Origin of the sequence: Kitasatospora sp. NPDC089509 (assembly GCF_044749365.1) — a bacterium.
Lineage (GTDB): Bacteria > Actinomycetota > Actinomycetes > Streptomycetales > Streptomycetaceae > Kitasatospora.
In genome coordinates, this window is record NZ_JBIVHS010000004.1 from 321,544 (window position 1) to 340,895 (window position 19,352).

The following is a 19,352-nucleotide window of genomic DNA, read 5'->3' on the forward strand; positions in this document are numbered from 1 at the left end:
CGCGCCGGGCGCCGAAGGCCTAGGCTGCGCCGTATGTCGGACCTCTCAGCAGACGCAGTGGCCACCGAACACCCCGGCGCCGTCCCCGCGGACGGCAACCCGGCCGCCCCCGGCGGCGGGCGGACCGTCGGGACCGCCGTCCCCCGCTCCCTGGTCGACCGGCTGGCCGCCGGGATCACCGCCACCGGCGTGCCCAGCGTGGTGGAGACCGTCGCCCCGCTGACCGGCGAGCGGCTGGCCGCCCTGCCGCAGTCCACCCCGGCCGACGTCGAGGTCGCCTTCCAGCTGGCCCGCCGCGCCCAGGCGGCCTGGGCCGCGCTGCCGGTGCGCCGCCGGGCGGGCGTGCTGCTGCGCTTCCACGACCTGCTGCTCAAGCGGCAGGACGAGGTGCTGGACCTGGTCCAGGCCGAGACCGGCAAGGCCCGGCTGCACGCCTTCGAGGAGCTGCTGGCCGTCGCGATGGCCGCCCGGCACTACGGGCGCGCCGCCCAGGGCTACCTGAAGGACCGCCGCCGCGGCGGTGCGCTGCCGGTGCTCACCCACGCCGTGGAGGCCCGCCGCCCCAAGGGCGTGATCGGCCACATCTCGCCGTGGAACTACCCGCTGGAGCTGTGCGTCGGCGACCTGCTGCCCGCCTTCGTGGCCGGCAACGCGGTGGTCAACAAGCCCGACACCCAGACCGCGCTGACCGGGCTGTGGGCCCGCGAGCTGCTGATCGAGGCCGGGCTGCCGGCCGACCTGTGGCAGGTGGTGATCGGCGACGGACCGGTGATCGGCCCCGCCGTGGTCGAGCACGCCGACTACGTCTCCTTCACCGGCTCCACCCGCACCGGCCGCGAGGTCGCCCAGCGCGCCGCCGCCCGGCTGGTCGGCGCCTCACTCGAACTCGGCGGCAAGAACGCCATGTTGGTGCTCTCCGACGCCGACCTGGAGGCCGCCGCCGCGGGCGCCGTCCGGGCCTGCTTCTCCTCCGCCGGGCAGCTGTGCATCTCGATCGAGCGACTGCTGGTGCACCGCTCGGTGGCCGACCGCTTCCTGGAGCTCTTCGTCGCCCGCACCCGGGCGCTGCGCCTGGGCGGCGGCCTGGCGTACGGCGCCGACATGGGCTCGCTGGTCTCCGTCCGGCAGCTGGACACCACCACCCGGCACGTGGACGAGGCGGTCAAGGCCGGCGCCACCGTGCTGACCGGCGGGCGGGCCCGGCCCGACCTCGGCCCGTACTTCTACGAGCCGACCGTGCTGGACGGGGTCACCCCGGAGATGGCGGTCTGCGGCGAGGAGACCTTCGGCCCGGTCGTCTCGGTCTACCGCTTCGACACCGAGGAGGAGGCGGTGGCCGCCGCCAACTCCACGCCGTACGGCCTGAACTCCAGCGTCTGGACCAGGGACCTGCGGCGCGGCCGGGCGGTCGCGGCCCGGCTGCGCACCGGCACGGTCAACGTCAACGAGGCCTACGCGGCCGCGTACGGCTCGGTCGCCGCGCCGATGGGTGGCATGGGCGACTCCGGGCTGGGCCGGCGGCACGGCGCCGAGGGCATCCTGCGGTTCACCGAGGCGCAGACCGTCGCGACCCAGCGGATGATGCCGATCGCGCCCTCGTTCGGGCTGGACGACAAGCAGTTCGCCGCGGTGATGACCGGCGGGCTGCGGGTGCTCAAGGCGCTCCGCTTCAAGTAACCCGCTTTCCCCCCGTTTTCCCCCCGTCAGGTTCGACCCCCGAGGAGCAGAGGCAGATGGTGGAGTCCGGTGGTGCGGCGGAGTTCGACTACGACGTGGTCGTGGTCGGCTCCGGCTTCGGCGGTTCGGTCGCGGCGCTGCGGCTGACCGAGAAGGGCTACCGGGTCGCCGTCCTGGAGGCCGGGCGGCGGTTCGAGCGGGACGAGCTGCCCCGCACCTCCTGGGACCTGCCGAACTACCTGTGGGCGCCGCAGCTCGGGCTGTACGGCATCCAGCGGATCCATCTGCTGGCCAATGTGCTGATCCTGGCCGGCGCCGGGGTCGGCGGCGGCTCGCTGAACTACGCCAACACCCTCTACGTGCCGCCGAAGGCGTTCTTCGAGGACCGTCAGTGGAGCCACATCACCGACTGGCAGCAGGAGTTGGCGCCGTTCTACGACCAGGCGCAGCGGATGCTCGGGGTCCGGCTGAACCCGACCGTCACGCCGTCCGACGTCCACCTCAAGGCGGCGGCCGAGCGGATGGGCGTCGCGGACACCTTCCACATGGCGCCGGTCGGGGTCTTCTTCGGGGACGGCAAGGACACCGACGGGACCACCAAGGCGGCGCCCGGCGATGAGGTCGCCGACCCGTACTTCGGCGGTGCCGGCCCGGCCCGCAAGGCCTGCGTGGAGTGCGGCGAGTGCATGACCGGCTGCCGGCACGGCGCCAAGAACATGCTCACCGAGAACTACCTGTACCTGGCCGAGCGGGGCGGTGCGGAGATCCACCCGCTCACCACGGTGGCCCGGATCCGGGAGCACACCGGTGCCGACGGGACCAGCGGCTACGCGGTGGACGTGCGGCGCACCGACTCCCGGTCCAGGACCGACCGGGTCAAGGCGGGTGCCCGGACCGTCACCGCCGCCCGGGTGGTGGTCGCGGCCGGCACCTACGGCACCCAGTCGCTGCTGCACCGGATGCGCGACGCCGGCCACCTGCCCCGGATCTCCGAGCGGCTGGGCGAGCTGACCCGCACCAACTCCGAGGCACTGGTGGGCGCCCAGACCACCGACCGGCGCTACGGCAGCAAGGCGGACTTCACCAAGGGCGTGGCGATCACCTCCTCGATCCACCCGGACGCGAACACCCACATCGAGCCGGTCCGCTACGGCAAGGGCTCCAACGCGATGGGCGCGCTGTCGATAGCGCAGGTCAAGGGGGGCGGGAAGGCCCCGCGCTGGCTGCGCTACCTGGGCAACTCGGTGCTCCACCCGGTGACCTTCGGCCGCTCGATGAACCAGCGTGGCTGGTCCGAGAAGACGATCATCGGCCTGGTGATGCAGTCGCTGGACAACTCGATCACCGTCTCGCTCAGGAAGGGCCCGCTCGGCAAGCCCCGGCTCACCTCCCGCCAGGGCCACGGCGAGCCCAACCCGACCTGGATCCCGGCCGCCGAGAAGGGCGCCCAGGCGCTGGCCGACGAGATCAACGGCTTCGCGGGCAGCTCCGTCGGCGAGATCTTCGACATCCCGATGACCGCGCACTTCCTCGGCGGCTGCCCGATCGGGGACACCCCCGAGACCGGTGTGGTCGACCCGTACCACCGGCTGTACGGGCACCCCGGGATCAGCGTGGTGGACGGCTCGGCGGTCTCCGCCAACCTCGGCGTGAACCCCTCGCTCACCATCACCGCGCAGGCCGAGCGGGCGATGTCGCTGTGGCCCAACAAGGGCGAGGCGGACCGGCGTCCGGCCCAGGGCGACGACTACCGGCGGGTCGACCCGGTCGCGCCGGTGCGGCCGGCCGTGCCGGAGGGCGCGTTCGGCGCACTGCGACTGCCGCTGCTGCCCGTCCCGGAGGTCCCGAAGAAGCGCGGCTGAGCCCGACCCGGAGGGCCAACTCGCCCGGTCCGCTTCCCGGTTGACATCCGTTCGGGTCCGATGGGATAAACGGGCTCCCTGGGGGACCAGGAACTCGTCGAGCGGGGGGAATGCGGGTCATGGCCAACTGCGCATCGTGCGGCGCGACTCGGGTGGAGGGGGTGCCCGCCTGCGGTTCGTGCGGGCGGCCGACGGCACCCCCGCCCCCGACGGCCGTCGGCCTGCCCGCCGTTCCGCCGCCGGGCCCCGGCTACCCGCCGCCGCCCGCCGGGCCGGCCGGGTACCACCCGCCGCCGCCCGGTCCCGGCTACCCGCCGCCCGGCCCCGGGTACCCGCCGCCCGGCTACCCGCCGCCCGGGTATCCGCCGGTGGGCGGCCCGCCCGCGCTGGGCCACTGGGGTGCCGGCCGGCCGTACCAGCCCTCCTCGCCCGCCCGGCGCCTGCTGGCCGGGGCCGACTGGCGTCCGGCGCTGCGGGCGGCCGTCGCGCCGACCGCCGTGCTGCTGCTGGCGGCGCTGATCGCGGCGATCCCGAGCGACTACACCTACGACCGGGCCTTCCGGACCCCCGAGTTCGGCGACCGCTTCCTCTCCACCCTGGCGATGGCGCTGAACGCGCTCGGCGCGCCGTTCCGGCTCGGCTTCCGCAGCACGATCACCGGGACCCGCTCCGAGGGCCTGGACAACACCTTCTGGCTGGTGCCGATGACGGTCACCGTCTTGTGGGGCGTGGCCCTCTGGCTCGGCCTGCGGGCCGGCCGGCGGCGGCGCAAGGCGGACGGTTCCCAGCTGACCCGGGGGCAGGCGGCCGGCGAGGCGCTGCGCACGGCGGTGGTGCTCGGACTGGTGACGGTGCTGCTCGGGCTGGTGGCCGGCAGCGACTGGCGGCCGAGCGGCGCCGTGGGCGACGGCGACTACGACTACGGCTCCCGCCCGGGCCTCGGGGCGCCCTCCTTCAGCACGGACTCCGGCTGGCTGTGGGCGGTCGGCTGGACCGTGCTGCTGGCCGGGCTGCTGGCCTTCACCGTCCACGGCACCGACGCGCTGCGCTGGGCCGCCTGGCGCAGCCGTGCGGTGCGCGGCTGGGCGGTGGCTGCACTGACCGCGGGTCAGGCGCTGGCGCTGACCCTGGGCCTGGCCTCGCTGACGGCCTTCGTGCTGGTCGCGGCCACCAGCGACCAGGGCTGGCAGACCGCGCTCTCGGTGGCCTTCCTGCCCAACCTCGGCCTGATGCTGCTCGGCCTGGGGTCGGGCGCGACCTTCCGCACCGGGCGGGAGATGGGCGGGGTCGGGGGCTGGAGCGAGTACCGCGACACGCACACGGAGTTCTCCTTCTTCGACCTGCGCGACCAGACGGCCGACTGGCGCTGGGCCGGGCTGCTGGCGCTCGCCGCAGCGGGCCTGCTCGGCTGGAGCGCCTACCGGCGGCGGCTGGACGGGGCCGACCGGCTGCGGCTGGCCGTGGTGTACACCGCGCTGCTCACCGGACTGACGGCCGCCTCCGGCCTGCTGAGCAGCACCGCGATGACCTTCCGGGTGCCGGGCTCGGGGAGCTGGGGCGGCGTGGGACCCTCGGCCACCACCCAGGAGGTCTCGGCGGGCCTGGTGTTCCCCGGCGTGCTGGTGGCGAGCGCGGTCTGGGCGGTGGTCGGCGCGGTGCTGGTGCCCGCGCTGCTGGCCGCGCTCGGCGGCCGGGGGGCCGGGGCCGGGTACGGCACCGCCCCGTACGGCGGATACGGCGCGGTGCCGCCGCAGGCAGGGCCGTACGTCCCGCCGCAGGGCGTGCCGCCGTACGGCGTTCCGGGCCACGGCGTGCCCCCGTACGGCGTTCCGCCGCAGGCCGCGCCGTACGTCCCGCCGCAGGACGTGACGCCCGGGGCGCCCGGAGTCGGGGTGAGCGAGGTGATCGAGTCGCACGGGGCTCCGCCGACCCCCGCCGCCGGGACGCCGCTGCCGCCGGTCCCGCCGCGGCCGCCGGAGGAGCCGGTCGACCCGACGGTCTGGCGGGACCACCCGTAGGAACCTCCAAGACCGTTCGGGAAGGTCGGGAAGGGGCAGAAAGGGCAAAGGGCCCCGCGGGGGAACGGGGCCCTTTGTCGCTCAGCACGCGGCGTCAGGGCTGCGCCGGTGCTGGGGGTGACGGCGCCGGGGGAGGAGCGCCGTCGGGTCGGTCGGCTCGTGGACGCGCCTGTCCGGGCCGGCATGGGTGGCCGGCGGAGCGGGCGCGCGGCTCCGTGCGGCGGCGGGTCGGCGGACAGGTCTGCGCCGGTCCCGCGCTCACGGAGCGTGAGGTGACAACCGCTGTCGCCCGGTTGCGCGGCGGCCGTGGAGACAGCGGTCCGGACCCCCACGGTGCGCCTTGCGGCGGCCGGGAGAACCGTTCACACCGAGCATGGTGGTGGACGGAGGGGTTTCTCTGCAACCGGTTCGGCGCAGTTCAGTACAGTCCGTTTGCCGAGGGCGCTGCGTCGAATGATCACGGTGCGTAGTGGTTCGGCCGGTTGCGGCGCACGGGGACGCGCGTAGCGGCGCGGGACGGTGGGTGTGTGCGCCCGGGGCGTGCCCCGGATCGCAGGGCGGTGCGACGGCCGGCTCCGGGCGTCCCCGGGAAGCCGGCCGTCCCACCTCTCGGCCCAGTCGCGGCCGGGGTCGCTGTCCCCTGCTGGCCGGCCGCGGCACCCGCGCACGGTCCCACGGAGCCGCGTGCCCCGGCGGGCCGGGGCGGCGGCGCCACATGCGCCGGTGGACTGGGGTGAAGCTCCACGCGTGGTCCTGCAGCCGGTACGGCGGTGCCCCCGGTCGGGGGCGGCGGCGGCGCGTCTGGCGGACGCGGCCGGCCGTCCGGTCGTCAGAAGCAACGAACCGCGGCCCCGCCCGGTCACGGTCCTTTGGACGTGCAGACGAGTGAAACCGGACAGCCCGGTAGAATCGGTGTCCAGACACCCCACACCCGTCCGCCGCCGCCGCCCCCGCCGGGGAGGTGGTTCAGCGCGACACCTCGATACCGCTGCCGGAAGGCCGTCTGTGTCCTCTGCAATTCCCGTCCAGTCCGCGCCGGACAACGACACCGTCCTGGTGGTCGACTTCGGTGCCCAGTACGCCCAGCTCATCGCCCGTCGGGTGCGTGAGGCGCGGGTCTACAGCGAGATCGTGCCGAGCAGCATGCCGGTCGCCGAGATGCTCGCCAAGAACCCCAAGGCGATCATCCTCTCCGGTGGTCCGTCGTCGGTCTACGAAGAGGGCGCACCGCAGCTCGACCGTGCGATCTTCGAGGCCGGTGTCCCGGTCTTCGGCATGTGCTACGGCTTCCAGCTGATGGCCAAGACGCTGGGCGGCACCGTCGACAACAACGGCGCCCGCGAGTACGGCCGCACCCCGCTGGTCGTCTCCCGCACCGGCTCCACCCTGTTCGAGGGCGTCCCGGCGGAGCACTCGGTGTGGATGTCGCACGGCGACGCCTGCTCCGCCGCCCCGGCGGGCTTCACCGTCACCGCCTCCACCGACCTGGTCCCGGTCGCGGCCTTCGAGAACGACGAGGCCCGGCTGTACGGCGTCCAGTACCACCCCGAGGTGCTGCACTCCGACCACGGCCAGCAGATCCTGGAGCACTTCCTCTACCGCGGCGCCGGCATCGCCCCCACCTGGACCACCGGCAGCGTGGTCGAGGAGCAGATCGCCCTGATCCGTGAGCAGGTCGGCACCAAGCGCGCGATCTGCGGCCTGTCCGGCGGCGTGGACTCCGCGGTCGCCGCCGCCCTGGTCAACAAGGCCATCGGCGACCGGCTGACCTGCGTGTACGTCGACCACGGTCTGATGCGCAAGGGCGAGACCGAGCAGGTCGAGAAGGACTTCGTGGCCGCCACCGGCGTCCAGCTGAAGGTCGTCGACGCCTCCGAGCGCTTCCTGAACGCGCTGAAGGGGGTCACCGACCCCGAGGAGAAGCGCAAGATCATCGGCCGGGAGTTCATCCGGGTCTTCGAGCAGGCCCAGGCCGAGATCGTGGCCGAGGCCGGCGCGCACGGCGAGTCGGTCGACTTCCTGGTCCAGGGCACCCTGTACCCGGACGTGGTGGAGTCCGGCGGCGGTACCGGCACCGCCAACATCAAGTCCCACCACAACGTCGGCGGCCTGCCCGAGGACCTCCAGTTCCAGCTGGTCGAGCCGCTGCGCAAGCTGTTCAAGGACGAGGTCCGGATGGTCGGCCAGGAGCTGGGCCTCCCGGAGGAGATCGTCCAGCGCCAGCCGTTCCCGGGCCCGGGCCTGGGCATCCGGATCGTCGGCGAGGTCACCGAGGAGCGCCTGAACCTGCTCCGCGACGCCGACGCGATCGCCCGCGAGGAGCTGACCGCGGCCGGTCTGGACCGCGAGATCTGGCAGTGCCCGGTCGTGCTGCTCGCCGACGTGCGCAGCGTGGGCGTGCAGGGCGACGGCCGCACCTACGGTCACCCGATCGTGCTGCGTCCGGTCTCCTCCGAGGACGCCATGACCGCCGACTGGTCGCGCCTGCCGTACGACGTGCTGGCGAAGATCTCCACCCGGATCACCAACGAGGTCCGCGACGTCAACCGCGTCGTCGTCGACGTCACCAGCAAGCCGCCGGGCACCATCGAGTGGGAGTGAGCACTCCCCGCGAAGCCTGAACAGCCGCGCCGTCGTTCCCGTAGTGCAGGGAACGGCGGCGCGGCCGTTCCCGGCCCCCGCACCGGCACGTCCCACCGAAAGCGTGCAGGAGCGGGCAGAATGCGGACCGGACCTGTCAGGGAGTGGCGGGCCGTGAGGGAAGGTGAGACGGATGCCGGAGGTCAGCAACTCCGAGGCGGGCGACGGCGGAGCGGCCGGCCGGGCCGAGCGGGCGGCGCAGCGGCGGGCCCTGGCATCCCGGTACGCCCTGCTGCCGCTGCGGCTGTTCCTCGGCGTCACCTTCGTCTACGCCGCCCTGGACAAGCTCTCCGACGCCCACTACCTGGCCGGTGCGGGCGATCCGGCCTCCTTCGTCTCGCAGACCCAGGCCGCCAAGGCCGGCGGCAGTCCGATCGCCTTCCTGCTCGGCCCCGCCCTGGACGCACCCACGCTGTTCGCGCTGGCCATCGCCTTCGGTGAGCTCGCCGTCGGCCTCGGCACCCTGCTCGGCCTGTGGGGCCGGGTCGCGGCGCTCGGCGGCGCGTTGATCAACCTGAGCCTGTGGCTGACCGTCAGCTGGAACGTCTCGCCGTACTACCTCGGCAACGACCTCGGCTACCTGATGGCCTGGACCCCGCTGCTGCTGGCCGGCACGCCGTACCTGTCGGTGGACGGCTACCTGGCCCGCCGGGCCGGGCGGGACCGCGAGCGCGGGCTGACCGAGGACCACGTCCGGCGCCGGACGCTGATGGACGGCGGGATCGCGGCCGTCGCGATCGGCGGTGCCGGGCTGCTGAGCGGCTCGCTCACCCGCACCTTCGGCCGGAACCGGACGGCGGCGCCCAAGCAGTCCGCGGCCCCGGACCCCGTCGCCGCGCCCGCCCCCGCGGTGGCCGCGGCGAGCGTGCCGGTCGGCGGCTCGGCCCAGGTCAAGGACCCGGCCACCGGGGACGCCGTCTACATCGTGCAGCCCAAGGCCGGTCAGTACTGCGCCTTCTCCTCGGTGTGCACCCACTCCGGCTGCGCGGTGGACGCGCCCAGGAACGGCCAGCTGTACTGCCCCTGCCACGGTTCCCGGTTCGACGCCGCGACCGGCGCGGTGGTCAACGGGCCGGCGGTGAAGCCGCTGCCCAGGTACGGCGTCACCAAGGACGGCGACCAGCTGACCCTGGGCCCGCTGCAGAGCTGACGTCCGCGCTCGTCCGTCGTTCTCGTCCGTCGCGGTTCTCCGCAGCGGACGCCGCGGTCATTCGTCGCGGTCATTCGTCGTGGTCATTCGTCGCGGTCGGCCCGGCCCCGGCGGGCCACCGCGGCGACCGCGCCGGCCAGGCCGCCGACGCCGAGCACGATGAAGGTGACCGGGACGACGATCCGTCCGTTCACCGACCGGTCGTTGAGCGCCGCGACCAGGTAGAGCACCGCGAGCACGGTGAACAGCGCGCCCGCGATCAGCGAGAACAGGTCGAGCCGGTGCTTCCTCACTGCTGGACCACCTTGATGTCGCCGATGCCGAGGCCGAGTTGGAGATCGATGGTGCCCTTGGACGGCTGACCGCCCACCGGGCCGAGCTGGTAGACGTGCCGGCCGGTGCCGTCGTTGCGGTCGCCGGGGACGTTGACGCTGCCCAGGCCGACCCGGGCCACCAGGTTCACGTCGACGTCCGGCGGCAGCATGACGACCAGCTCGCCGGCGCCGAGGTCGGCCTTGGTGGTGAGGGTGGCCCCGGCCGGGTCGAGCCGGGAGAGGTCCAGCCGGGCGTCGCCGGCGCCGAGGTTGTAGCGGTCCTTCAGCTCGGCGGGCGTGGCGACCGTCCAGGTGCGGTCGCCGATGGCGTCCTGCACGGTGTGCGGCGAGTGGCCGGCGAAGGCCAGCGCCAGGGTGGTCAGCAGGCCCAGCACGGCGAGCTTGCGGGCCTTGCCGAACTTCGCGGCCAGCAGCAGGGTCAGACCGATCACCAGCAGTCCGGTGGCCAGCACGACGGTGCTCAGCCGGGTGACGTCGGTGTGGCCGACCGAGGCGGACCAGACCGCGGTGGCCGCGCCGATCGCCAGCAGGAAGCCGAAGAAGCCGAGCGGCGAGCGCTCCCTGGGGTGCCGGACGGCGGCCGGCTCGCGGCGGCGCTCCGGGCGCTCCGGGCGCTCCTTGCGCAGCGGGTCGCCCTCCGGCAGGTCGGTGCGCTGCCACCAGGCCTGGGTCGGGCCGCCGGGCGGCGGCAGCTTGGTGCCGTAGGCGGGCGTGGTGGTGCCCGGGTCGGTGGCGTCGTACGGGTTGCGCTCGGGGTGGCGGGGGTCCCACAGGTAGCCGCTCGGGCCGGGTGCGGGGGCGTCGGCGGGCACGGTCCCGGCGGCCTGGCCGGCGGCGTGCCGGGCCCGGGCGGCCTCCTCGTCCTGCGGCCAGCCGTAGCCGTCCGGCTCGGGGAAGTGGCGGTCGTACGGGCCGCCGCGCCGACGGCCGCGGAACCGGCCGCCGCGGCGGCGCTCCGGGTCGTAGCGCACCGCGAGGAAGACCAGACCGCCGAGCAGCAGCAGCGGGAACAGCTGGTCGCCGTCGCCCATCGAGGAGAAGAACACCCCGGTGCCGATCACGGTCAGCAGGACCGCGCCGATCGACTGGCCGTCGACCCGGCCGGTCAGCACCCGCTGGAGTTCGGTGCGCCCGCCGCGGCGGCCGTCGGCGGAGTCCTCGGTCGGGACGATCAGCCAGGCCAGGCCGTACAGGAAGAGCCCGAGGCCGCCGGAGAGGCAGAGCACCACGGTGACCACCCGGAAGACCACCGGGTCGATGTCCAGGTGCCGCCCCAGGCCGCCGCAGACGCCGGCCACCACGCGGTGGTGCTCGGCCCTGGTCAGCGGGGGGCGTTCCGGTTCCGGCGGGGCGGTGGGCCCGGCCTCCTGGATGCGGTGGTCCTCGGTCATGGGCACCATCCTTCCGGCAGGGGGCGGGCCGGCCCAACCGGGTACGGCCCTGCCCGTACCCTGACTTGTCCCTGATAAGCGTGGGGGCCCCACCCTGATGCGCGCGGACACGCCCGCGTGGAACCATCGGTGGCGTGGCAGCACCCGGTACCGATCCCCGACCCCTCGCCCCCGACGCCGCGGCGTCGGCCGGCGCCGACCCGAACGCGCCCGCCGACGGGCGGCCGCCCTACCGGCGGCTGTACCGCAGCCCGCAGGGGCGGATGCTGGGCGGCGTCGCGCACGGTCTGGCGGTGCACCTCGGGCTGCCGGTCCGCTGGGTGCGGCTGGCCTTCGTGCTGCTGTTCTTCGCGCAGGGGATCGGCGCGCTGCTGTACGCGGCGTTCTGGTTCGTGGTGCCGATCGGGATCGGCGAGCCCTCGCAGCGCGGCGGCGCGCACTGGGTGAACGTCAACGGCGTCTACGTGCCGACCTCGCCCTGGCTGCGGCCGGGCACGCCGGTGACCAAGTCCGGCGGCGGTGGCTGGGTCGGCCGGCTGCGCGAACTGCTCCAGCACACGCTGCAGGGCGAGCCGGTCACCGCGCCCGCCGCCGCCGAGGGCGAGGGCGAGGCCGGCACCCGGTCCGGCGGCAAGGTGGGGCAGGGCGGCATCGGCCAGCTCGCCGCCCTGGTCATGGTCGTGATCGGGCTGATCGCCCTGCTGAACGTGCTCGGCTGGCAGACCGCCAAGCCGTACACCTGGCCGCTGCTGGCGATCGGCGTCGGTGTGGCGCTGGTCTGGCGGCAGGCGGACGACTCGCGCTGGCAGCGCTGGTTCGGCATCGAGGAGGGCGAGAAGCGGCGCGGCGCCTACACCCGGGTCGGCGCGGGCGTGCTGCTCGCGGTGGCCGGCACCATCGCGCTGCTCGCCATGCAGGGCAGCGGCTCCACCCTCGGCTCGGTGGTCGAGGCCTCGCTCGCGGTGCTGGCCGGGGTGCTGGTGCTGCTCGGCCCGTACGGCCTGCGGCTGTGGCAGGACCTCGGCGCCGAGCGGACCGCCCGCATCCGGGCCCAGGAGCGGGCCGAGATCGCCGCGCACATCCACGACTCGGTGCTGCACACCCTGACCCTGATCCAGCGCCGGGCCGAGGACCCCAAGGAGGTGCTGCGGCTGGCCCGCTCCCAGGAGCGCGAGCTGCGGCTGTGGCTGTACCGCCCGGAGGCCGCCGCCGAGGCCGCGCCGGACACCATGGCGGAGACCCTGCGGGCCGCCGTCGCCGAGGTCGAGGACCGGCACGGGGTCCCGGTCGAGCTGGTGATCGTCGGCGACTGCCCGATGGACGACAAGATCGCGGCACAGATGCAGGCCGCGAGGGAGGCGACCGTCAACGCGGCCAAGTACGGTGGCGGGGGACCGGTCCAGGTCTACGCCGAGGTGGAGGGGAGGACGGTGTCGGTGTTCGTCCGCGACCACGGACCCGGCTTCGACCCCGACACGGTGCCCGAGGACCGGATGGGCGTACGGGAGTCGATCATCGGCCGGATGAAGCGCAACGGCGGCACCGCTCGGGTGCGGCCGGCGGCGGGCGGCGGGACCGAGGTCGAGCTGGAGATGGAGAGAACGAATGACTGAGGCAGCGCCGCAGCGCACGGCCAGGGTCGTCCTGGTGGACGACCACCGGATGTTCCGGACCGGGGTCCGGGCCGAGATCGGCCGCACCGACGTGACCGGCATCGACGTGGTGGGGGAGGCCGACGACGTGGACTCGGCGGTCCGCGTGGTCGCCGAGACCCGCCCCGACGTGGTGCTGCTCGACGTCCACCTGCCCGGCGGCGGCGGCGTCGAGGTGCTGCGCCGCTCGGCCGGCGTGATGGGCGAGCAGGGGGGAGTGAAGTTCCTGGCGCTGTCCGTCTCGGACGCCGCCGAGGACGTCATCGGCGTGATCCGCGGCGGTGCCCGCGGCTACGTCACCAAGACCATCACCGGCACCGACCTGGTCGACGCGATCTTCCGGATCGGCGACGGCGACGCGGTCTTCTCGCCGCGGCTGGCCGGCTTCGTGCTGGACGCCTTCGCCGCCACCGACACCCCGCCGGTGGACGAGGACCTGGACCGGCTCACCCAGCGCGAGCGCGAGGTGCTGCGGCTGATCGCCCGCGGCTACGCCTACAAGGAGATCGCCAAGCAGCTGTTCATCTCGGTGAAGACCGTGGAGAGCCACGTCTCCGCCGTGCTGCGCAAGCTCCAGCTCAGCAACCGGCACGAGCTCACCCGCTGGGCCACCGCCCGCCGCCTGGTCTGAGGCCGCGGGTCGATCGAGCCCGCCCGGTCCGGATCCTGCGGACCGGGCGGGCTTGTCGGTGGGTGGCCATAGACTCGATGTGCCATGAGTAGCCTCTTTGACGACCTCCCGCTCCCCGGTTTCGAGGCACCCGCCGCCGGGTCGAAGCAGCCCGCCGCGCCCGTCGACGCGATCGACGAGGAGCCCCCGCCGTACGAGGACGACCAGCCGTACGACGCGTACGAGGAGGCGATCCCGGACGGGCTGTTCCAGACCGACCATGCCGCCGAGAGCGCGCGGGACGCCTGGCACCGCAACGGTGCCGCCCGGACGGTGGTCGACCCGGCGCAGCTGCTGGAGGGGATGAACGACCCGCAGCGCGAGGCGGTGCTGCACGCCGGCTCGCCGCTGCTGATCGTGGCCGGCGCCGGCTCCGGCAAGACCCGGGTGCTGACCCACCGGATCGCTTACCTGCTGGGCGCCCGCGGGGTGCAGCCGGGCGAGATCCTGGCGATCACCTTCACCAACAAGGCGGCCGGCGAGATGCGCGAGCGCGTCGAGGCGCTGGTCGGCCCGCGTGCCCGGGCGATGTGGGTGTCCACCTTCCACAGCGCCTGCGTGCGGATCCTGCGCCGGGAGTCCAAGCAGCTGGGCTTCACCTCCAGCTTCTCGATCTACGACTCGGCGGACTCCCAGCGGCTGATGTCGCTGGTCTGCCGCGACCTCGACCTGGACCCGAAGCAGTTCCCGCCGAAGTCCTTCACCGCGAAGGTCAGCAACCTCAAGAACGAGCTGATCGACGAGGAGACCTTCGCCGACCAGGCCGCCAACCCGATGGAGAAGAAGCTCGCCGAGGCGTACGCGCTCTACCAGCGGCGGCTGCGCGAGGCCAACGCCCTCGACTTCGACGACATCATCATGACGACGGTGAACCTGCTGCAGGCCTTCCCGGACGTCGCCGAGCACTACCGCCGCCGGTTCCGGCACATCCTGGTCGACGAGTACCAGGACACCAACCACGCCCAGTACACCCTGGTCCGCGAGCTGTCCGGCGGCTCCGCGGCCGACGCCCCGAAGCGCACCGTGGACGGCGAGTTGGTGAACCCGGCGGCCGGGCGGCTGGCCGAGGTGCCGCCCGCCGAGCTGTGCGTGGTCGGTGACGCGGACCAGTCGATCTACGCCTTCCGCGGCGCGACCATCCGCAACATCCTCCAGTTCGAGGAGGACTACCCGAACGCGACCACGATCCTGCTGGAGCAGAACTACCGCTCCACCCAGACGATCCTGAGCGCCGCCAACGCCGTCATCGAGCGCAACGCCAACCGGCGCGAGAAGAAGCTCTGGACGGCCGGCGAGCACGGCGAGAAGGTCGTCGGCTACGTCGCGGACGACGAGCACGGCGAGGCCCAGTTCATCGCCGACGAGATCGACCGGCTCACCGACCGGAGCGAGGCCAAGCCCGGCGACGTCGCGATCTTCTACCGCACCAACGCCCAGTCCCGGGTGTTCGAGGAGGTGTTCATCCGGGTCGGCCTGCCGTACAAGGTGGTCGGCGGGGTGCGCTTCTACGAGCGCAAGGAGGTCCGGGACGTCCTGGCGTACCTGCGGGTGCTCTCCAACCCGGAGGACACCGTGCCGCTGCGCCGGATCCTCAACGTGCCCAAGCGCGGCATCGGCGACCGGGCCGAGGCGATGGTCGACGCGCTGGCCGCGCGGGAGCGGATCTCCTTCGCCCAGGCGCTGGTGCGGGTGGACGAGGCGTACGGGATGGCCGCGCGCTCGGCCAACGCGGTCAGGAAGTTCAACACCCTGATGGCCGGGCTGCGCCAGGTCGTCGAGTCGGGCGCGGGCCCGGCGGCGGTGCTGGAGGCCGTCCTGGAGGAGACCGGCTACCTGGCCGAACTCCAGGCCTCCACCGACCCGCAGGACGAGACCCGGGTGGAGAACCTCCAGGAACTCGCCTCGGTGGCGCTGGAGTACGAGCAGGACCCGGGCGAGCGGCCGGACGCCGGGGAGGACGGCGCGCCGCCGGTCGGCTCGCTGGCCGACTTCCTGGAGCGGGTCGCGCTGGTCGCCGACTCCGACCAGATCCCGGACGACGACGAGGAGGGCCAGGGCGTCATCACGATGATGACCCTGCACACCGCCAAGGGCCTGGAGTTCCCGGTGGTCTTCCTGACCGGCATGGAGGACGGGATCTTCCCGCACATGCGGGCGCTCAACCAGGTCAAGGAGTTGGAGGAGGAGCGCCGGCTCGCGTACGTGGGGCTGACCCGGGCCCGCGAGCGGCTCTACCTGACCCGCTCGGTGCTGCGCAGCGCCTGGGGGCAGCCGTCCTACAACCCGGCCTCGCGGTTCCTGGAGGAGATCCCGGACACCCTGGTCGACTGGAAGCGCAAGGGGGCGGCGCAGGCGCCGGTCCAGCGCGGCTTCTCCTCGGGATCGTCGGGCTCGTCCTGGGGCAAGTCCTCGTCCGGGGGCGGGAGTTCGCGCTCCTCGTCGTCCGCCGGGGCGGCCTCGCCGAAGGCGGGCTGGGGGCAGTCGGTGCGGCGCGGCGGCAAGGTCGTGGAGCGCGAGGTGGTCTCGCTCGCGGTCGGCGACCGGGTCACCCACGACACCTTCGGGCTGGGCACGGTGGTGGGCGTGACGGGCCTGGGCGACAACGCCCAGGCCGAGGTGGACTTCGGCGCCAGCGGCCGCAAGCGGCTGGTGCTGCGGTACGCGCCGGTGGAGAAGCTGTAGCCGACGGGTCCTAGCGCGGGTCCAGCCCGTTCGCGAGGAACCAGGGCAGCGGGTCGACCGGCCCGCTGCCCGCCGGCCTGATCTCGAAGTGCAGGTGCGGCCCGGTGCTGTTGCCGCTGCTGCCGACGAACGCGATCACGTCGCCCTGCTTCACCGGGCCCTTGCGGATCTTGTACGCCCGCAGGTGGCACATCCAGGCCTCGGTGCCGTCGGACATCTTCAGTATCGACATGTAGCCGTAGAACGGGTTCCACTGGGTCCGGATCGTGCCGTCCTGGACGGCGTACACCTCCGAGCCGCCGTCCACCGGGAAGTCGATGCCGGTGTGCCGGTTGGCCCAGTGGGTGCCGGCCTCGCCGAACAGTTCGCCCAGGCCGTGCCTGGCGACCGGCATGACCACCTTGGGCTTGACCGGCTCCGGGGTCGGCTCGGCGGTCGGCGTGGCGGTCGCGGTGGGCTGGCCGTCACCGGGCAGGGCACCGGACAGCGGCTGGCGGGCGTCGCCGCGCGAGGCCTGGGCCTGGTCGGTGTGCGCGGCCGCCGGTGTGACGGCCTGGTGCGCGGCCGCGGTGGCCGGGGCGTCGGCCGCCGAGGCCTGCGCCGGCACCCGGTCGGGCTGCTCCTGGGCCACCACCGCACCCGCCGCACTGGCCACTCCGAGCGCGGCCACCGACGGCACCGCGACCCGGAACAGCGCCGCCCGGGTCGCCCTGGCGGCGCCGCGCCGCTGGGCGCGGGACTGCTCACGGGACTGCTCGCGGGCGGCGAGGCGCAGCTCCGCACGGGTCGGGCGGGCGGCTGCTTCGGGAGCCATCGGGGGCTGCCTCCTCGGTGGGCCTCGGGCGCGTCGTCGGGCGAGGGTAAACAGCCGAGACTGTAGTCCCACGGTCGACGCCCCGGAAAAACCGTCGGTTGTCAAGGGGGCGCACGGGGGGCCGCGCCGTGCCGGTACGGAGGGCCCGCCACCGGCGTACTCACTGGTAGCGGGCCCCGGGGCTGTGACTTTGCCCTCCTCTTGGGAGGCGGCTCGGCCAACCGGGGCGGGTGGCGCTAATCTCCCCTCAGGTTGGTTGGTTATCGAGCGTTAACCGTGTTGACCGCACCCGTGGACCCACAAGGTCCGGGCGGATGATGGACGACGAGGTCCAGGAGGCAGTGATGAGTGTGTCGGGGCCGATCCGTGTGGTGGTCGCCAAGCCGGGGCTCGACGGTCACGACCGGGGCGCCAAGGTGATCGCGCGGGCCCTGCGCGACGCCGGCATGGAGGTCATCTACACCGGGCTGCACCAGACCCCCGAGCAGGTGGTCGACACCGCGATCCAGGAGGACGCGGACGGCATCGGGCTGTCGATCCTCTCCGGTGCCCACATGACGCTGTGCGCGCGGGTGCTGGAGCTGCTGAAGGAGCGTGACGCGGAGGACATCAAGGTCTTCTGCGGCGGGATCATCCCGGACGAGGACATCGCCGAGCTCAAGGCGATGGGCGTCGCGGACATCTTCACCCCGGGCACGCCCACCCGGGACGTGGTGGCCTGGGTCGAGGCCAACCTGCGCACGGCGGGCTGAGCCCGCGCCCGCGGGGCGAGTCGGTCCACCGCACGGACCGACCCGCCCCGCGGGCTCGACACCGGGGCGTCCTCAGGGTGCCGGTGCGCTCAACGCGGCGGCACCGTCAGCTCGTTCAGCATCGCGGCCCGGAACCGCAGCGTCCCGGCCAGCCGGGCGAAGGTCTCCGACCAGGCCGAGTCCGGGGCGGCCCCGGCGGCCAGCTCCTCCACCGAGGCGGCCGCCCCGGGGGCGAGCGCCCGTTCCGTCATCCCGAGCACCCCGCTGTGGCTCCACGGGTACGCACCGGAGGCGGCCGCCCGGGCCAGCGCCGCCACCACGGCGGTGGACAGTGGCGGGGTCCACGGGGTGGCGCAGGCGCCGAGCAGCTGGAAGGCCTCGCCCAGGCCGTGCACCTCGATGAAGGCGGCCGTCCAGGCGGCCCGTTCCTCCGGCGGGAGGACGGCCAGCAGTTTGGCCGGGGCGCCGGTGGCGCGCGCGCCGCGGGCCCGTCCGGCGCCGCGTCCCGGCGGGGCGGGGGCCGGACCGAGCAGCGCCCGGGCCCAGTCGGCGTCGTGCTGGCGCACGGCGGCGCGCGCCCAGGCCTCGCGCAGGTCGTCGGCCCAGCTGCTGCTGGTCTCGTCCACGCTGTCGCCGACCCGCAGGGCGAGCAGCCGCTCGGGCGTGAGCCCGGTGCTCTCCGACCAGAGCGCCAGCGGCGCGGCCGCCACCACCTCGCCGAACCACCAGGCCCGTTCGCCGCGCCCGGTGGGGGACTTGGGGGCGATGCCGTCGCGCTGCATCCGCTCGTCGCACTCGGCGGGCGGGGTGACCAGCAGATGGGTGCCGCTGCCGGCGAGCGTCACGGCGGCCCGGGCCCGCTGGGCCATCCGCCCGGCCAGCGCCGAGCCGGGCAGGGTGGAGAGCAGTTCGGCGGCGGTGGCCCGGACGTTCTTGCTGCGGTCGCCCAGGGCGGCCTCCAGGAAGGGTTCGTCGGCGGGGGAGAGGCCGTCCTGGAGGGCGTCCAGGAAGAGCAGCCGGTCCTCGGCGCGCTCGGTGGACCAGGTGCCGCGCAGCAACTCCAGCCCGGCGGCCGGGTCGCGGCGGCGCAGCAGGGTGAGATGGGTGACCCGTTCGGCGAACAGGCCCTCGTGCCACAGCCGGTGGTCGTCCGGGGTGTCCGGCTGCCGGGCCGGCTCGGTGCCGGTGGTGCGCAGCACGAACCGCCAGTCGGGGTTCTGCGCGGCCAGCCAGCGGCCCGGCGGACCGGCCAACGCGACGACGTCCGACCGCAGTTCGCTGCGGGCCCGGGCCGCGTCGAGCAGCCCGGGGATCAGTGCGGCGGGCGGCCGCAGGCCCTCGGCCCGGGCGGTGGCGAGCCACTGCGGCAGCAGCTCGGCCAGGTTGGCCAGGGTGCCGCCGGCCCCGCTGCCGCCGGTGCGCCCGGCGAGCAGGACGGCCAGTCGGCGGGCGGCGGCCTCGGGCAGCTCCGGGCGCCCGTCCTCGGGCGCGGGCGGCCCGGGTGGTTCGGTGGCCGGGACGGGCAGGGCGCCGGCCCGGCGGCGGACGGTGGCCAGCGCGGCCAGCTCCAGCAGGGCGGTGGCCGGGTCGGACCGGTCCACGGTGTCGGCGAGCGGCAGCGCGGTGGCCGGCAGCGGGCGCCGGTCGGTGCCGAGCAGGGCGCTGGTCCGCAGGGTCTCCCACGGGTCCTGGGTGATCGTCATCGTCGG

The 19,352-nt window shown here is 74.4% G+C and carries 13 protein-coding genes and 1 pseudogene; 10 read left to right on the forward strand and 4 right to left on the reverse strand.

Going from position 1 to position 19,352, the window contains the following annotated elements:
* The first annotated feature begins 33 nt into the window (after window positions 1–33).
* The 6 genes and pseudogenes from ACIP4P_RS11190 (at window position 34) to ACIP4P_RS11215 (ending at window position 9,347) form a co-directional block, all read left to right on the forward strand.
* Window positions 34–1,677 carry a succinic semialdehyde dehydrogenase gene (locus ACIP4P_RS11190; RefSeq protein ID WP_400916887.1) on the forward strand — a complete coding sequence of 548 codons (1,644 nt, stop codon included), beginning with the start codon at window positions 34–36 and terminating at the stop codon, window positions 1,675–1,677.
* A 56-nt stretch (window positions 1,678–1,733) separates the two neighbouring features.
* Complete coding sequence (locus ACIP4P_RS11195; RefSeq protein WP_400916889.1) at window positions 1,734–3,539, forward strand: GMC oxidoreductase; 1,806 nt, start codon at window positions 1,734–1,736, stop codon at window positions 3,537–3,539.
* A gap of 119 nt (window positions 3,540–3,658) precedes the next feature.
* Window positions 3,659–5,557: a DUF3824 domain-containing protein gene (locus ACIP4P_RS11200; protein ID WP_400916891.1), complete on the forward strand. Its 1,899-nt coding sequence runs from the start codon at window positions 3,659–3,661 to the stop codon at window positions 5,555–5,557.
* A 1,005-nt stretch (window positions 5,558–6,562) separates the two neighbouring features.
* Complete coding sequence (guaA, locus tag ACIP4P_RS11205; RefSeq protein WP_350511279.1) at window positions 6,563–8,158, forward strand: glutamine-hydrolyzing GMP synthase; 1,596 nt, start codon at window positions 6,563–6,565, stop codon at window positions 8,156–8,158.
* Between the two features lie 172 nt (window positions 8,159–8,330).
* Window positions 8,331–8,864: pseudogene (locus ACIP4P_RS11210) on the forward strand (DoxX family membrane protein); the annotation flags it as partial.
* 42 nt (window positions 8,865–8,906) lie between these two features.
* Window positions 8,907–9,347: a Rieske (2Fe-2S) protein gene (locus ACIP4P_RS11215; protein WP_400917151.1), complete on the forward strand. Its 441-nt coding sequence runs from the start codon at window positions 8,907–8,909 to the stop codon at window positions 9,345–9,347.
* An 83-nt stretch (window positions 9,348–9,430) separates the two neighbouring features.
* Here ACIP4P_RS11215 and ACIP4P_RS11220 read toward each other — a convergent pair whose 3' ends face one another.
* Together ACIP4P_RS11220 and ACIP4P_RS11225 are read right to left on the reverse strand one after the other, a co-directional pair.
* Window positions 9,431–9,640 (reverse strand): hypothetical protein, encoded by a 210-nt coding sequence (locus ACIP4P_RS11220; protein WP_350511277.1) that lies wholly within the window; start codon window positions 9,638–9,640, stop codon window positions 9,431–9,433.
* Complete coding sequence (locus ACIP4P_RS11225; RefSeq protein WP_400916894.1) at window positions 9,637–11,073, reverse strand: PspC domain-containing protein; 1,437 nt, start codon at window positions 11,071–11,073, stop codon at window positions 9,637–9,639. Before ACIP4P_RS11225 ends, ACIP4P_RS11220 begins: the two co-directional genes overlap by 4 nt.
* Before the next feature lie 263 nt (window positions 11,074–11,336).
* On the opposite strand from ACIP4P_RS11225, the gene ACIP4P_RS11230 reads away from it, so the two are divergent.
* From ACIP4P_RS11230 to pcrA, 3 genes are all read left to right on the forward strand, one after another.
* Window positions 11,337–12,686 (forward strand): PspC domain-containing protein, encoded by a 1,350-nt coding sequence (locus ACIP4P_RS11230; protein WP_400917153.1) that lies wholly within the window; start codon window positions 11,337–11,339, stop codon window positions 12,684–12,686.
* Window positions 12,679–13,356, forward strand: coding sequence for a response regulator transcription factor (locus tag ACIP4P_RS11235; RefSeq protein WP_350511275.1), 678 nt, complete (start codon window positions 12,679–12,681; stop codon window positions 13,354–13,356). The genes ACIP4P_RS11230 and ACIP4P_RS11235 overlap by 8 nt, the downstream gene beginning before the upstream one ends.
* Window positions 13,357–13,440: 84 nt before the next feature.
* On the forward strand, window positions 13,441–16,077 hold the full coding sequence (gene pcrA, locus ACIP4P_RS11240) for a DNA helicase PcrA (RefSeq protein WP_350511274.1): 2,637 nt from the start codon (window positions 13,441–13,443) through the stop codon (window positions 16,075–16,077).
* 10 nt (window positions 16,078–16,087) lie between these two features.
* Here pcrA and ACIP4P_RS11245 read toward each other — a convergent pair whose 3' ends face one another.
* Window positions 16,088–16,891: a M23 family metallopeptidase gene (locus ACIP4P_RS11245; protein WP_400916896.1), complete on the reverse strand. Its 804-nt coding sequence runs from the start codon at window positions 16,889–16,891 to the stop codon at window positions 16,088–16,090.
* Window positions 16,892–17,235: 344 nt separating this feature from the next.
* Between ACIP4P_RS11245 and ACIP4P_RS11250 the strand changes: the two genes are divergently transcribed.
* Window positions 17,236–17,643 (forward strand): cobalamin B12-binding domain-containing protein, encoded by a 408-nt coding sequence (locus ACIP4P_RS11250; RefSeq protein ID WP_350511272.1) that lies wholly within the window; start codon window positions 17,236–17,238, stop codon window positions 17,641–17,643.
* Window positions 17,644–17,732: 89 nt separating this feature from the next.
* Here the strand turns inward: ACIP4P_RS11250 and ACIP4P_RS11255 are convergent, their stop codons facing one another.
* The gene (locus ACIP4P_RS11255; RefSeq protein WP_400916899.1) at window positions 17,733–19,346 is read right to left on the reverse strand and encodes a DUF5691 domain-containing protein; all 1,614 of its coding nucleotides are present in this window, start codon (window positions 19,344–19,346) and stop codon (window positions 17,733–17,735) included.
* Between the last annotated feature and the right edge of the window lie 6 nt (window positions 19,347–19,352).

Excerpts from the sequence above, each read along its gene's own strand:
- ACIP4P_RS11230 (WP_400917153.1), top strand. The coding sequence starts at position 11,337 with ATGCTGGGCGGCGTCGCGCACGGTCTGGCGGTGCACCTCGGGCTGCCG.
- ACIP4P_RS11195 (WP_400916889.1), top strand. The coding sequence starts at position 1,734 with ATGGTGGAGTCCGGTGGTGCGGCGGAGTTCGACTACGACGTGGTCGTG.
- ACIP4P_RS11215 (WP_400917151.1), top strand. The coding sequence starts at position 8,907 with ATGGACGGCGGGATCGCGGCCGTCGCGATCGGCGGTGCCGGGCTGCTG.
- ACIP4P_RS11190 (WP_400916887.1), top strand. The coding sequence starts at position 34 with ATGTCGGACCTCTCAGCAGACGCAGTGGCCACCGAACACCCCGGCGCC.
- ACIP4P_RS11250 (WP_350511272.1), top strand. The coding sequence starts at position 17,236 with ATGAGTGTGTCGGGGCCGATCCGTGTGGTGGTCGCCAAGCCGGGGCTC.
- ACIP4P_RS11225 (WP_400916894.1), bottom strand. The coding sequence starts at position 11,073 with ATGACCGAGGACCACCGCATCCAGGAGGCCGGGCCCACCGCCCCGCCG.
- ACIP4P_RS11200 (WP_400916891.1), top strand. The coding sequence starts at position 3,659 with ATGGCCAACTGCGCATCGTGCGGCGCGACTCGGGTGGAGGGGGTGCCC.
- ACIP4P_RS11235 (WP_350511275.1), top strand. The coding sequence starts at position 12,679 with ATGACTGAGGCAGCGCCGCAGCGCACGGCCAGGGTCGTCCTGGTGGAC.
- ACIP4P_RS11255 (WP_400916899.1), bottom strand. The coding sequence starts at position 19,346 with ATGACGATCACCCAGGACCCGTGGGAGACCCTGCGGACCAGCGCCCTG.
- ACIP4P_RS11245 (WP_400916896.1), bottom strand. The coding sequence starts at position 16,891 with ATGGCTCCCGAAGCAGCCGCCCGCCCGACCCGTGCGGAGCTGCGCCTC.
- pcrA (WP_350511274.1), top strand. The coding sequence starts at position 13,441 with ATGAGTAGCCTCTTTGACGACCTCCCGCTCCCCGGTTTCGAGGCACCC.